11 protein-coding genes are annotated in these 14,341 nt (G+C 34.3%); 5 read left to right on the top strand and 6 right to left on the bottom strand.

The features are described from left to right. The first annotated feature begins 127 nt into the window (after positions 1–127). Positions 128–1,450 (top strand): ATP-binding protein, encoded by a 1,323-nt coding sequence (locus tag VB797_RS15905; protein WP_323238678.1) that lies wholly within the window; start codon positions 128–130, stop codon positions 1,448–1,450. Positions 1,451–1,501: 51 nt separating this feature from the next. Here the strand turns inward: VB797_RS15905 and VB797_RS15900 are convergent, their stop codons facing one another. The 3 genes from VB797_RS15900 to VB797_RS15890 all read right to left on the bottom strand — a co-directional run bounded on the left by VB797_RS15900 (position 1,502) and on the right by VB797_RS15890 (position 3,858). After that, complete coding sequence (locus tag VB797_RS15900) at positions 1,502–2,668, bottom strand: IscS subfamily cysteine desulfurase (RefSeq protein WP_323238677.1); 1,167 nt, start codon at positions 2,666–2,668, stop codon at positions 1,502–1,504. Positions 2,669–2,715: 47 nt separating this feature from the next. Continuing rightward, complete coding sequence (locus VB797_RS15895; RefSeq protein WP_416350877.1) at positions 2,716–3,030, bottom strand: RDD family protein; 315 nt, start codon at positions 3,028–3,030, stop codon at positions 2,716–2,718. Positions 3,031–3,162: 132 nt separating this feature from the next. Further along, on the bottom strand, positions 3,163–3,858 hold the full coding sequence (locus VB797_RS15890) for a DUF4336 domain-containing protein (protein ID WP_323238675.1): 696 nt from the start codon (positions 3,856–3,858) through the stop codon (positions 3,163–3,165). A 323-nt stretch (positions 3,859–4,181) separates the two neighbouring features. On the opposite strand from VB797_RS15890, the gene VB797_RS15885 reads away from it, so the two are divergent. Continuing rightward, positions 4,182–5,777 (top strand): mechanosensitive ion channel family protein, encoded by a 1,596-nt coding sequence (locus tag VB797_RS15885; RefSeq protein WP_323238674.1) that lies wholly within the window; start codon positions 4,182–4,184, stop codon positions 5,775–5,777. A gap of 184 nt (positions 5,778–5,961) precedes the next feature. Here the strand turns inward: VB797_RS15885 and VB797_RS15880 are convergent, their stop codons facing one another. Both VB797_RS15880 and VB797_RS15875 read right to left on the bottom strand, forming a co-directional pair. Beyond that, on the bottom strand, positions 5,962–7,149 hold the full coding sequence (locus VB797_RS15880) for a mechanosensitive ion channel family protein (RefSeq protein WP_323238673.1): 1,188 nt from the start codon (positions 7,147–7,149) through the stop codon (positions 5,962–5,964). An 8-nt stretch (positions 7,150–7,157) separates the two neighbouring features. After that, positions 7,158–8,207 carry a mechanosensitive ion channel family protein gene (locus VB797_RS15875; RefSeq protein WP_323238672.1) on the bottom strand — a complete coding sequence of 350 codons (1,050 nt, stop codon included), beginning with the start codon at positions 8,205–8,207 and terminating at the stop codon, positions 7,158–7,160. Positions 8,208–8,740: 533 nt separating this feature from the next. Between VB797_RS15875 and VB797_RS15870 the strand changes: the two genes are divergently transcribed. Together VB797_RS15870 and VB797_RS15865 are read left to right on the top strand one after the other, a co-directional pair. Further along, entirely contained in the window at positions 8,741–10,903 is a 2,163-nt protein-coding gene (locus VB797_RS15870; RefSeq protein WP_323238671.1) for a DEAD/DEAH box helicase, read from the top strand. A 106-nt stretch (positions 10,904–11,009) separates the two neighbouring features. Beyond that, the gene (locus VB797_RS15865; protein ID WP_323238670.1) at positions 11,010–12,584 is read left to right on the top strand and encodes a choline dehydrogenase; all 1,575 of its coding nucleotides are present in this window, start codon (positions 11,010–11,012) and stop codon (positions 12,582–12,584) included. A gap of 64 nt (positions 12,585–12,648) precedes the next feature. On the opposite strand, the gene VB797_RS15860 is transcribed toward VB797_RS15865, so the two are convergent. Next, a complete protein-coding gene (locus VB797_RS15860) occupies positions 12,649–13,107 on the bottom strand; it encodes an orange carotenoid protein N-terminal domain-containing protein (RefSeq protein ID WP_323238669.1) in 459 nt (152 codons plus the stop codon). 325 nt (positions 13,108–13,432) lie between these two features. On the opposite strand from VB797_RS15860, the gene VB797_RS15855 reads away from it, so the two are divergent. Beyond that, positions 13,433–14,266: a metallophosphoesterase gene (locus VB797_RS15855; RefSeq protein ID WP_323238668.1), complete on the top strand. Its 834-nt coding sequence runs from the start codon at positions 13,433–13,435 to the stop codon at positions 14,264–14,266. The last annotated feature ends 75 nt before the right edge of the window (positions 14,267–14,341 follow it).

Genomic DNA, 14,341 nt, shown 5'->3' with positions numbered 1-14,341 from the left:
AATAATTGCTAGTAAAGGGTATAACAAACTAAGCTTTTTCATAAGTTTGATTGGAGTGTTTAGCATTATTATACTTTCGGTGTAATAATGACTGCAAATTATTTAAACTAATTAATACTGGACATAAATGTTAAGGGAAAAATCTTTAATAACTTCAGAACAATTTCTTGAAATAGCGAACGTTTTACCAGAAGCGATGTTACTCCTCAACGTTGAAGGTGAAATTTTAGCTATTAACAAAGCTGTAACTAAAATGTTAGGCTTAACCACTAAAGAAATACAGCAAAAAAAGCTATTTGATTTAGTTTCCGACCCGGTTGAGAAAGTTAGTCAATATTTACAAGCTTGTTCAAGAACTCGGCAAATGCTGCTTGGATGTTTGAATTTTTATCAGCATAACGAAAATTTAACTTGTCGTAGTGAAGGTGCGCTAATTCAACCATCTTCTCCTACTTCTGATGCTATGATTCTTTTACGTTTAAAAATTCGTTCTGAAGCAAGCAATAATTTTCTTTTACTCAACAAGAGAATTAGTGAATCGATGGCAGAAATTGCCTTACGACAATCAGAAGCTTTACTACGACAAAAAGCAAAAGATTTAGAATTAACTCTTGATGAACTTCGATGTACCCAGTCAAAACTAATCCAAAGCGAAAAAATGTCTGCTCTTGGTAAAATGGTCGCAGGTATAGCCCATGAAATTAACAATCCCGTCAGCTTTATTTATGGTAATATAATTCCTGCGAGTATATACGCTCAAGATTTAGTTAGAATCATTGAACTTTATCAGAAATACTATCCCGATCCAGCGAAGGAAATACAAAAGGAAATAGAAACGGTAGAGCTAGATTTTATTAAAGAAGACTTTGTTAAACTGTTTGATTCGATGCAAAACGGTACTGAAAGAATCAAAGCAATAGTTTTATCATTGCGTAATTTTGCTCGACTTGATGAATCAGAATTTAAAAAAGTTGATATTCATGAAGGAATTGATAGTACTCTATTAATTCTCCATAATCGTTTGAGACTGAAACCGAATTATCTCGAAATTGAGGTAATTAAAGAATATTCTTCCTTACCCAAAATTGATTGTTATGCAGGACAATTGAATCAAGTATTTATGAACATTTTGGCTAATGCGATCGATGCTTTAGAAGATGAAGTCAAGAACAATAAAACTTTCATTCCTCAAATTCGAGTTTCTACAGAATTATCTGGAAATAGTAATATTATAATTCGTATTGCTGATAACGGTTCGGGAATTCCACCATTAATTGAGTCTAAAATATTTGACCCTTTCTTTACAACCAAACAAGTCGGCAAAGGTTCGGGATTGGGTTTATCTATCAGCTATCAAATTGTAGTAGATAAACATTACGGGAAGTTGTATTATGAGTCCTCAGCAGAAGGTAAAGAGTTCGTAATTGAAATTCCGATTAGTCGAGGCTGATTTCCCTAGGAAGTAAGCTTTAAATATTGTGTATCTATCAATAATCAATATCTAAATCATCACAGCTTGTTTTCGCAAACTTTCAACTGTGGAAATAAAATGTTCTGCAACTTTATTGATTTCCGTTGCTGTATTGAATCTACCGATACCGAAGCGCACGGAAGCATAAGCTAGTTTTTCAGAGTGACCTAATGCTGTTAAAACGTGGGAAGGTGCAGTACTTATTGACGAACAAGCCGCACCGGAGGAAACTGCCATTACTGACTGTAATCCTAATAGTAATGCTGAACCGTCTACCCCCTCAACGCTGACGTTCAGATTCCCCGCTAATCTTTGGGTCGGATGTCCATTGAGATGAATTCCTGTTAGTTGCGAAAGCTGTTCCCACAAACTTTGTCTAAGTTGAGTTAGATATGCATTCTCTGTTGCTTGGGTTTGCAGAGCAATTTCTACTGCTTTACCGAATCCCACAATTTGCGGTGTATATAATGTACCCGATCGCATTCCCCGTTCATGTCCGCCACCATGTTGCTGGGAAGCCAGATTAACTCTGGGATTACGACGACGCACGTATAAAGCGCCGATACCTTTTGCTCCGTAAACTTTATGTGCTGTGAGTGACATTAAGTCAATATTCATCGCTTGTACATCAAGGGGTATTTTACCGATCGCTTGAGCGCTATCTGAATGAAAAATGATATTGCGTTCATGACACATTGCCCCAATTTCTGCTAACGGTTGTAAAACCCCAATTTCATTATTAGCTGCCATTATTGAGACTAAAATAGTATCGTCACGAAAGGCTTTTTCTAAATCTTTGAGATTAATAATTCCATCTTTTTGTACGGGAAGAAATGTAATTTCAAAGCCAAGAGTTTTTAAATAATTACAGGGATCGATAACTGCATTATGCTCGGTTTCTAAAGTAATAATATGTTGACCTTGGGCAAAATAAGCTTCTGCAACACCTTTAATAGCTAAATTATTTGCTTCCGTTGCACCACTTGTAAAAACGATTTCTTCGGGAGTTGCATTGATAGCTTCAGCAATAGTTACACGCGCTTTTTTTACAGCAGCTTCGGCTTCCCAACCGTACATATGACCGATACTTGAAGCATTGCCGAAATGTTCGGTAAAGTAAGGTAACATTGTGTTTAATACTCTTTCGTCAACGGGTGTTGTAGAATGACAATCGAGGTAGATAGGACGTTGAGACATAATAAAAATTATATTTAATAAAGGACTAGGGAATAGGAACTTAAACTTTACTTTTTAATAACTGTAGTTTTAACTAACATATCGTGACAACCTTGTTTTTTGGGAGTAAACAGAATCGTAATGAAACCGATCGCTAAAGTTAAAATAGAAATAAATTTACTCCAATATCTAATATTAGCTTGCATAAAAGATATTTTCTGATTGTTTGAATCTGTGACTTTAATACCTAACAGGAATTTTCCCAAAGTAGCTTTTAATTGAGAACTTTCTAAAACGGTGAAGTAAAACCAGTTCAAAATCAAATTTATGATTATGGAAGCCTTGGCGATCGCGGACATATCGGGAAGAAATAAAAATAGAATAGGGGATGGGAGGACAAGGGGACAATTTCTAATACTTTACAGAGACAAAATTTTAATTCAAAATCTAAAACTTGTGCTGAGCAGTTCGACGTAGCTCACTGTAAGACTTGCCGAAGTATCTAAAATCTAAAATTACTTTAGCCATTCATATCCTTCTTTAAGTTTTCTCTTACCCTCGTTTTCTATAATACTACCGTGAGCCATAATGACTCGCTCAAAATCCCAATCAAGCACTTTGTTAATTGAATTCTTAACTTTTTCTCTGTCTCGGGTCGCTAATTTCTCTAAAATTGAAGGCTCCAATTTTTTATATCCTCCAATTAATCTCATAGTCAACTGAGTTGTTAAGGAAAAACTTTCATCAAAATGAAAAGCAGTATCAGTTAAAATCAAAGTTTTACTGGCTCGATGCAAAAAAACAATTTCATTTAATGGAGATAGCCCTTTTAAATCTATAATTTTAAAACCTTCAAACAAGAAATATTCAATTTCATCTTGACCAATTTTACCGCGATCAAGAGTTCGATCAATTTTAATATCTTGACGTTTTGATTCTAATCCAGGAGCAGCAAAAATTTTAGCATCGGCATAAACTGATTTGAAATCTGAAATAGAAAGATGATGGTAAAGATTAGGAGCGATTATGATACTAACTTTACCCATTTCGTTGATTTGATCGATCGTGAGCTTGTCCACCTTTATTGGAGAAATAACAACTAATTCACTGTTTTTAAGCTGAATAACAGTCATTCTCGTACCAACTTCTAATCCCCAGTATTTTAACTTTTGTTCGGCAACCCAAATGCTTTTATCAATCTTTTTCAACATAGTTAATAAGCAATTATCAATGAACAGTTAAGCTTTAAGCTTTGACCTTTAATTACTACTTGCTGGGAACTAAATCCAGATTACCGCGTTCTTGTCAGCATGGGAACATCGGCAGATATAAAGCTTTATATAAGTAGCTAGGATTATGCGGTTGCTCGATGTTTTTTCTACTTGAATCGAAAAAGTATAAGCCTATGCTAAAGATTAGTGGCATTATTTTTTCAATGCTTTTAAGATATATAAGATTCTTGCTACTTCTAGACATTGTTACGTAATCGACTGTCTTATTTACAACTTCTCTTATTCTCACAGCACCAGTAAATATGAAAAATAAACCGAAATTACGTAGTTATAAATATTTTAAAGCAGTAAAAGCAGCAATCATAATCTTGATGCTTGTATTTAGCTTAGAGCTTACGCAAGCGGTAGCACAGTCCAATGAATTTGCGGCCGTAGACATTGATGGTAGCAAGCTTTTCCAGGTTGCAAGTACCAGCGATACAACAGCAAAAAAAAGGGCTGAGTATATTAATGAAATTCTTCAATTAGCACTAAAATCTGAAAATCAACCTGAGATAAAGATTCAAAAAGATGAAAAATATGTAAGAGTTTTTATTAACAACTTTGATTTTACTGTCACCGATAAAGACGCTGTTTCTCCTCAAAATCCCAACGAACAAGCAGAAAAATGGGCGCAGATAATTCGTGAAACACTTGAGAAAGCTAGAAAAGAAAGAAGTGCAGAGTTTATTCGGAATACATTAATTTTAAGTTTTATGCTTATAGTGCTAACAGTAGCACTTCATTGGGTTTTAGGAAGAGTATGGCTAAGATTGCAGCAAAATGTTTTCCCATTAGTAACATCGGAAGATTCTGCCGATCAAAACTCACAGCGAAACAGTCTAAATATATTATTAAAAGTAACTTTAGCCTTAACCCGAACAGCACTTTGGGTAGGTGTAACTCTTTATATTACTAATCTATTTCCTTTAACGCGGCAATGGAGTTTTGATATTGCTAATAGTATACGATTGAGCCTGACTTCACGAATTTTTAAAGACTTTACAATCACTAATATTTTAGTTTTAATTGGTTTATTTCTGGGATTGATTGTACTTTCGGGTGCCGTTACTAATATATTGCGATCGCGAATTTTAGGAGTACTGCGAATTAGTCGGGGAGCGCAGGAAGTAATCGCAATTGTCTTCAGATATATGCTAATTGGGGTCGGTTCAGTTGTTCTTTTACAAATTTTTGGAATTGATTTAAGTTCTTTAGCAATATTAGCAAGTGCATTAGGTGTTGGTATTGGTTTCGGATTCCAAGACATTGCCAAAAATTTTGGTAGCGGACTAGTATTATTATTTGAAAGACCAATTCAAGTAGGTGATTTTATTGAAGTTGGCAAATACATGGGAACTGTAGAACGTATTGGTGCGCGTAGTGTAGTAATTCGGACTTTAGATAGAGTATCGATAATAGTACCAAACTCGCGTTTTTTAGAAGATGAAGTGATTAATTGGAGCCATCGGAATTCAATTTCTCGGATTCATATACCAGTAGGAGTTTCTTATAGTTCTGATGTAAATCTTGTTAAAAAAGCACTTTTAGAGTCAGCAAAAAATCATCCTGAAGTGCTTGCAGTTCCTCAATCTCAAGTATTATTTACCGGCTTAGGTGACAGTTCTTTAGATTTTGAATTACTCGTATGGATAGACGTACCCAGTCATCAAGTATCAATTAAAAGCGATCTATATTTCCGAATTGAAGCAACTCTGAAAAAACATAATATCGAAATTCCATTCCCTCAAAGAGACCTACACTTACGCAGCGGTGATTTACCTCTAAAACTTTCACCCGAATTAGAACAAGCTTTACTACGATATTCCCAACATCAAAATGGAAAAAATGAGGTATAGAGCATTGGGGTATTGGGCATTGGGCATTGAAACTAAGTTCTAGTCAACAAGATATTTTTAAAGATTCACAAACAATATATTTATGAAATAGCGGGCAAGATGCCCGCACTACAAAAAAATCAACTTTCAAAAAAGCTTTAATTTCAATGCCCAATCCCCAACGCCCAATCCCCAATTCCCAATCCTAAATAGTAACTGGTGCTTCAATATAAATATTAGGTTCTTGCATGACAAACTCAATTCCAAAATTATTCAACTTATGAGAAACCTTTTCATTTGCTAAATTTAATAATTGTTTTCTCAACTCAAGAGAATTTTGGTTTGAACCTAAAAGAAAGAAAGTAATTCTAGCTCTTGTATGTTCTAGTTGTAAATCTTTGCCGGTAGTAAGATCGGTCGCTGATGCATCAATACCAGAAATATCAGCGTTCGTTGTTTGAGAATTTGAGTTTAAGTCTTCAAAAACTACTTTTGTGCTATCAGGTTGTACTCCAAAAAGCGATTCCATACTGTCTTCAACTACTTGTCTTACTAAAGCCTGTCCTTTATCAAGTAGCTTTTGATTGAAGTCAAGATATAGCAACACCATGACTTTTTTCCCACGGGTTACGTTTTCAATTTCTACATTAGCTAATATAGAATTAGGTACAATCATCAAAGTACTTTTACCAGAAGAACGAATTTTTGTAGAACGAAATCCGATAGATTCAACTCGTCCATAAATTTCGGCTCCGTAGCTACTTGATGACGGTAAATGAATATATTCACCTGTTACAAAAGGTCGATCCAAATATATAACAATAGTACCTAAGAATTGCTCTAAAGTTTTTTGGGCTGCAAAAGCAACTGCTAATCCACCAATTCCTAAACCAGTGATTAAACCGACTAAATTAAATTTATCGTTAGCAAAAACTAAAACAGCAATAAATCCTATAGTCAGATTAAAGATAGTTTCAACAATCAATAGTAAATCGTCAGCCTGATAGCCCAATTTACGAATAATAGTAACACCATATGTTCTAATCAATTGCCGAAAAACACCGGAAGCTAAAAAAGCAATACTGAGAATAACTGCTAATTCCACTACATTGCGTAAAAATTTATAGAAGCCTTCATATTGAGAAATTAAGCCTAAAGATAATAAAATTAAAATTGAAGTACCAGCCCATTTTAAGGCTTGACGGTTTGTATAGATTAATTTTTCATAGATATCAGTTACTTGTGGAGGCAAGAAACGGTTGACAGCTACTTTAATTAATAAGGGAGTGTATCTTCCGATAAACAAAGAAGCGATAACGCACAAAACAAATATTTCTAAGTTACGGATGTCTTCTCGTAATAGAAAGTCAAATACTTGATTAGGAATTTTCATAGTTACCTTTAGATTGTAACGGGAGCATCTACATAGATAGTTGGTTCTTCTATATTGAAATCGATACCGTATCCTTTCAACTTCTGATTAATAGTTTGTGTGGCTACATCAAGTAACTGCCGACGCAACTCCATAGATACTTTACCAGTACCTAATATGAATAAGCTAACTTGAGCTTGAGTCTTTGGTTCGTCATTTTTATTTAAAGTTCTAAAATCTATCCGAGTACTGCGCGAATCAAGCCCAAAAATATCTTTAGTGCTTGTTAATACTACCTGCTCAATTAATGCTTGTTCTTTCGGTTCAATTTTACGAGTAAAATTCAAAGAAAGAATTGAAATTACCTTTTTAGCACCAGAAAAGTTTTCGATACTCATTTGAGTCAGAGAATTATTCGGAATTACTATTACCGTTCCTTTACCCGAAGTACGAATTTTTGTAGAACGCCATCCAATAGATTCAACTCGCCCAAAAGTACCGTCTGGTAAGCCAATATAATCATCAATATAAAAAGGATGATCGACATATAATACAACACCACTAAGAAGCTGCTCTATTGTAGTTTTAGACGCGAAAGCAACTGCAACACCACCAATTCCTAAACTAGCTAGCAAGCTAAATATTTTTATATTATGAGTTTTAGCAAAGAAGATAATTCCGCCAAAAACAATTGCTAAGTAAGCTGTATACTTTCCTAAGTTAAGTAGTTCGCTATTAGCTTTACGACCACTTTTTAAAGCACTTTCTAATATATAATCATCTATATATTTTCCACATATTCTAATAATTAACCAGCAAGCTTCTATAGTCAAAATTAAACTAATAATTTTTTCTATAACTGGATAATCATCTAATACGGGAATAAATAAAGCAACTATTTCTAAAAATCCCAATCCAAAAGCTATTCCAATTAAATTTATGTAAGGTTGCAATAATTTTTCAGCTTTATCACCAATCTCAGTAGATACAAATTGACTCAAGCAAAATTTGATAATCCGAGGAAAAACACGACCAATAAAAAATGCAACAAAGCTAAGTACTCCAAACAAAAATGTCAATTGTACTTTAGCGCTAAAAAAAATATTATTTGACAACAATTCCATCATCAACAAAACTCCTTATCTTGAGGTATTATTCATTGTATAAATATCCAAATTAACACTAAATAATCTAACTCATTGTGTCTCCACAATGTCTATATAGTTAGTATAGTAATTTGAATTGATACTAAATATACTAGCTAATTTAATTACATAGTGTTTTATACCACATAAAATTGTCCTTGCTGAAAGCTCTGCACAAGTATAGTCTAGCCTTTAATATATCAATAATAGATTACCCGGCTTATTACTACTTCACTGTATATCTTCTATGTATTAAGCGTTTTTGTCTGCCAACTATGTTACTTACGATTAATTCGGGAAATAAATAATTAAATATTAGATTGATTTACACTTTTCTTTAAAGGATTAACACTTGCTCAATTTTTTTACAATTTAAATAGATACTGATACAATTTGCCTAATATAAAAATTACTTAATTCATCATAGCGATCGCACTACTGCTAAACCGGATTATAATATCAAATTTATGAGCGATACCTACAGTAAACTCGCGCCATTTATCCAAGAATACATTTACAATCATAACTGGACTGAATTGAGACCCGTACAAACTGCTGCTTGCGAAGTTATATTTGAAACAGATGCTCACTTATTAGTTGCCGCAGGTACAGCTTCGGGTAAAACAGAAGCAGCTTTTTTGCCAGTTTTAACTCACTTATACGAAAAACCTTCTAATACTATAGGTGCAATTTATATTGGTCCAATCAAAGCATTAATTAACGACCAATTTGAACGTCTTAACGACTTATTGAGAGAAGCTGATATTCCGGTGTACCATTGGCATGGAGATGTTTCTCAAAGTCGAAAAAAGCAGCTTTTAAAAACTCCATCGGGTATTCTCCAAATTACACCAGAATCTTTAGAAAGTTTATTAATTAACAAACATCATGATTTAATACGTCTTTTTGGTGATATTCGCTTTGTAGTTATCGATGAAATTCACGCTTTTATGGGTACCGAAAGAGGTTGTCAGATTCTTTGTCAATTAGAAAGATTGGCAAAGTTAACAAAAAATCAACCCCGTAGAATCGGTTTATCAGCAACATTAGGTGATTATTCACTTGCAGAAGATTGGCTTGGTTCTGGTACAAATAGAACGGTAATTACCCCGAAAATCGAAGCAGGAAAGCGACAAATTAAATTAGCTTTGGAACACTTTTATGTTCCAGGAAAAACCGATACCTCAGAAGTCACCGACTGCGATAAATATATTTTTAACTTGAGTAAATCGCGTAAATGTCTGATTTTTGCTAACAATAAATCACAAACCGAATCTATCATCGCATCTTTGCGTCAAATCGCTGCAACCCAAAATCTACCAGATATTTATCATGTTCATCATGGTAGTATATCCGCTTCTCTGCGCCAAGCTGCGGAAAATGCCATGCGGGAACCTGACAAACCAGCAGTGACTGCTGCAACATTGACTTTAGAAGTTGGTGTTGATATCGGCTATTTACAGCGAGTCATTCAGTTAGAATCACCGGATTGTGTAGCCAGTTTTTTACAACGTTTGGGACGCACCGGAAGAAGAGGAGAACCTGCGGATATGCGCTTTGTTTGTTCGGAAAAGCAATTATTAGAAGCACCCCTTCCCCAACAAATTCCCTGGCAACTTTTACAGTCTATTGCGATTATTCAACTTTATTTAGAAGACAAATGGATTGAACCTATTGAACCAATAAAATACCCATTAAGTTTGCTTTATCATCAGACTATGAGTATTTTGGCAGCAAGCAAAGAAATTTCACCATCTGCTCTTGCTAATATATTAAATTTATCATCCTTTAAAAATATATCTCCAGAAGATTATAAATTATTGCTACGTTATTTAGTCAGCATCGATCATATTAATAAAACTGAACAAGGTAAATTAATCCTCGGTTTAGCAGGAGAAAAAATAGTTAAAAGATTTCAATTTTATGCAGTATTCCCCGAAACTTTGGAATTTAATGTTAAACAAGATGCAAAAGATATCGGTACAATAGTTATAGTACCTAACGTCGGTAGTCAATTCGGATTAGCAGGAAAAACCTGGGAAGTTTTAGATATAGATTTTGCAAATAAAACAATATTTGTTAAACAAGTTGAAGGTAAAGCCGGGATTTATTGGCGTGGTGGTAGCGGAACAATTCATAGTAAAATCTTACAGCGTATGCGTTGCATTTTATTAGAAGATACAGAATATTCCTATTTACAAAAAAATGCTCAAGAACGTTTGCGATCGGCACGTCAATTAACACAAGATTTTGAATTAGATAAACGTAATATAGTCAAATTAGAAAAAGGCAAATGCTGTATTTTCCCTTGGATGGGTACAGTTGCTTACAACACTTTCCAGAGATTATTAAATAACTTTTGTAGAGAATCTTTAGAAATTAAATCTCTAGGTGGCGTTAATCCTTATTTTATGACATTAAAATTAGGAAAAGATAAATTTGAACAGCTAGAAAATGAAATTTTATCTTTATGCGAACAGCGTATTATCAACGAACATTTAGTTGCAGATGCAGAAGCACCCGAAATCCAAAAATACGATAAATTTATTCCCCATCCTTTATTACGGAAAGCTTTTGCAAGCGATTATTTGAATATAGAAGAAGTTAGACAGCAAGTTGCACTTTGGTAGAAGAGAGGGGAGATGGGGAGAGGGGGAGATAATTCCTAACTCCTAATTCTTAACTCCTAACTCCTAACTTTATACTTCCAATCTAAAATCTAAAATCCAAAATTCAATGTACGATTATATAATTATTGGTGCGGGTTCCGCTGGTTGCGTATTAGCGAATCGTTTGACAGAAAATCCTCAAATCAAAGTACTACTTTTAGAAGCTGGGAACCCAGATAAATCTCTCAAAATTCATATTCCTGCGGGTTATGGAGATTTATTTAAAACTAAATATGATTGGACTTACTACACGGAAAAACAATCTTATTTAAATAACCGTCAACTTTATTTTCCTCGTGGAAAGGTGTTGGGTGGAAGTAGTTCCATTAATGCCATGATTTATATTAGAGGTAATTCTGATGACTACGATAACTGGCATAATTTAGGCAATTTAGGATGGAGTGGTAAAAAAGTACTCGATTATTTTAAAAAAGCTGAAAACCAATCTAGAGTTATCGACGAATATCATAGTGTTAACGGACTTCTCAACGTTACCGATTTACGAGATCGCAATCCTTTATCTCACGTTTTTATCAAAGCAGCCACAGAATTTGGATTAACTTATAACAATGATTTTAATGGTAAACAACAAGAAGGAATTGGGTTTTATCAAGTAACTCAAAAAAATGGGCAACGTCATAGTGCTGCTACTGCTTATTTAAAGCCCGTGTTATTTAGAAAAAATTTAACTGTAAAAACTAATTCTCAAGTTACAAGTATATTATTTGCAGAAAAGCGCGTTGTTGGATTAATCTATGAAAATAAAAATGTAGAACACAAAGTTACAATTAATCGAGAAGTAATATTAAGCGCTGGGACAATTAATTCCCCACAACTATTAATGCTTTCAGGAATTGGTTGTGCGAAACATCTAAAATCATTAAATATTCCGGTATTAGTAGATTTGCCCGGTGTTGGACAAAATTTACAAGACCATTTAGTTGTACCAGTTGTGTATAAATCTACAAAAAATATTACCCTGGCTAATCTCAAAAATCCACAAAATTTTCTAAAATATCTGTTTTTTAAAAAAGGTGCTTTAACATCAAATATAGCCGAGGCTGGGGGCTTTTTAAAAACCGTAAATAATTTAGATAAGGTTAATTTACAATTGCATTTTGTTCCCGGTTGTTTAATCAATCACGGTTTTACCAAACGCAAACAGCATGGATTCACTTTATGTCCGACTCTTTTATATCCTCAAAGCAAAGGAAACATCAAATTAAGTTCAAAAAATCCTTTAAAACCGCCATTTATTCAACCTAATTATCTGGAAAATCCACAGGATTTAGAAGTTTTATTATCAGGTGTCAAAATATCTCGTCAAATCTTACAATCAGAAGCATTTCATACATATAGAGGTGAAGAAATTATTCCCAGTTCCGAAATACAAACAAATGAGGATATTTCTGCTTTTATTCGCAACACCGCAGAAAGTTTATATCATCCAGTCGGAAGTTGTAAAATGGGTAATGACTCGATGTCAGTAGTTAATTCAAAACTACAGGTTCATGGAGTCAAAGGATTAAGAGTCGTAGATGCTTCAATAATGCCTAATATTATTGGTGGTAATACGAATGCTCCCACAATTATGATTGCTGAAAAAGCTGCCGATATGATTAAATCGATCAACAATGAATAATGAACAATTATCAATTCATAATTATATAGAGACGCAATCATATTACGTCCCCATAGCAAATTAATTAAGATTTGGCACCCATTTCCATTACAGCACTACGCATAAAATTAACGCGCTGTTCAAAGTCTAATTCTTTAATGGAACTTACAAAATCGTTTGTATTAGATGGTAATTCATAGTCATCGGGTACTTGAATAACACTACCATCTTCCATCCCTTGTGCAAGTCTCAACCATACATCAAGCTTCGCGCTAGAACTTAAAGATGTATAGGAGCTACTAATATCACTGCTAGCACCAGAAACAATATCCCGCTGTGCTTGTAGTTGTTCTTCCTTCGGCATTGCCTGGATTTGATCGAATAAAGCCTTAGCAGTTTGCTGTGCGGAATCTTGGTTAACAGGATTTAAATTATCTTTGATATCTAAGTAACCATACCACAATAACGCTAGTTGAGTATCAGCATCAAAGCCAAGAAATTGTTCTACAGCTTTTCTGGTTTTGTCTTCAGTTGTAAAAGTCATAAGTTGATAAATTGCTAAATAATTTCTTTCTCTTAATTTTTAATCAATTATTACCCTTAAATTAACCCTGCTTGCGACATAAATAGGTATTATGACCTAAGACAGATGCGAAGTATATGTTCTAACTAAAGCAATAGTTACAAGTATGAATTATTACCATTGGTTCAATAGTTAGATTTAAATCTAAATTAAATTAAAAGTATTTGGGCAGAGACTTATTGAATAATTTCATCTACCATTAGAGATAACAAGTTATTTAATATACTGCTACTAGAGTTTTAATTTGATACGCTAAGGGCATTGGTTTAATGAGATTTCTTACTTTATGCACTGGTTATTGACCGGACCGTTAAGTGTAGAAAAACTAACAGTTAAGATTCAAGATTTGCCAGCATCGTTAAAAGGTGTCCGTATAGTGCAAATGTCAGATTTTCACTATGACGGCTTACGTTTGTCAGAAAAAATGTTAGAAAAAGCCATAATTGCCTGCAACAAAGCGGAACCCGATCTAGTTGTATTTACCGGCGATTATGTAACTGATGACCCTGCTCCAATCAATCAATTAGTACTTCGACTCAAGCATTTACAAAGTCGTTGCGGTACTTATGCAGTGCTTGGCAATCATGACATATATTATCCCCATTCAAAAGCAGAAATTGCAGCCGCTTTTAACAGAGTAGGAATTGAATTACTTGACAACAAAATTGCGTATCCATTAGGGAAAGAATTAGCATTAGTCGGACTTGCTGAATATTGGTCTTCTGATTTCAATCCTGGATTAGTAATGAACCAGTTAGACCCAGCAACACCACGCATCGTTTTATCCCACAACCCCGATACCGCCGATATATTGCGACAATGGCGGGTAGATTTACAGCTATCGGGTCATACTCACGGTGGTCATATTGTAATTCCCGGTGTCGGTCCTGCGATCGCAGTTTATAACAATATTGTTCGCAGCATACCCAGAAAACTGCGCCGTCGGATGCCATTTGTCAAAAAAGAATTCTTCCAAGTAATCAGAAATTGGCAATGGGCCCAGGGATTTCATCAAATAGGGACTAATCAACTTTATGTAAACCGGGGTTTAGGAACTTATCTACCAGGACGCTTTTTTTGTAACCCAGAAGTCACCCTTATTACCTTGGAGAGGGGATAGATAACTATTAAAGGTTAAAGGTCAAAGGTTAAAGGTTAAAGGTTAAAGGTTAAAGGTTAAAGGTTAAAGGTTAAC

The organism is Rivularia sp. UHCC 0363, assembly GCF_034931125.1.
In the GTDB taxonomy this organism is placed as follows: Bacteria; Cyanobacteriota; Cyanobacteriia; order Cyanobacteriales; family Nostocaceae; genus Rivularia.
The sequence above is the reverse complement of the archived record's forward strand: the minus strand, read 5'-3'. Positions and strand labels throughout refer to the sequence as shown.

Coding starts and splice junctions, on each gene's coding strand:
- VB797_RS15905 (WP_323238678.1), top strand. CDS start 128: ATGTTAAGGGAAAAATCTTTAATAACTTCAGAACAATTTCTTGAAATA.
- VB797_RS15900 (WP_323238677.1), bottom strand. CDS start 2,668: ATGTCTCAACGTCCTATCTACCTCGATTGTCATTCTACAACACCCGTT.
- VB797_RS15890 (WP_323238675.1), bottom strand. CDS start 3,858: ATGTTGAAAAAGATTGATAAAAGCATTTGGGTTGCCGAACAAAAGTTA.
- VB797_RS15885 (WP_323238674.1), top strand. CDS start 4,182: ATGAAAAATAAACCGAAATTACGTAGTTATAAATATTTTAAAGCAGTA.
- VB797_RS15880 (WP_323238673.1), bottom strand. CDS start 7,149: ATGAAAATTCCTAATCAAGTATTTGACTTTCTATTACGAGAAGACATC.
- VB797_RS15870 (WP_323238671.1), top strand. CDS start 8,741: ATGAGCGATACCTACAGTAAACTCGCGCCATTTATCCAAGAATACATT.
- VB797_RS15865 (WP_323238670.1), top strand. CDS start 11,010: ATGTACGATTATATAATTATTGGTGCGGGTTCCGCTGGTTGCGTATTA.
- VB797_RS15860 (WP_323238669.1), bottom strand. CDS start 13,107: ATGACTTTTACAACTGAAGACAAAACCAGAAAAGCTGTAGAACAATTT.
- VB797_RS15855 (WP_323238668.1), top strand. CDS start 13,433: ATGCACTGGTTATTGACCGGACCGTTAAGTGTAGAAAAACTAACAGTT.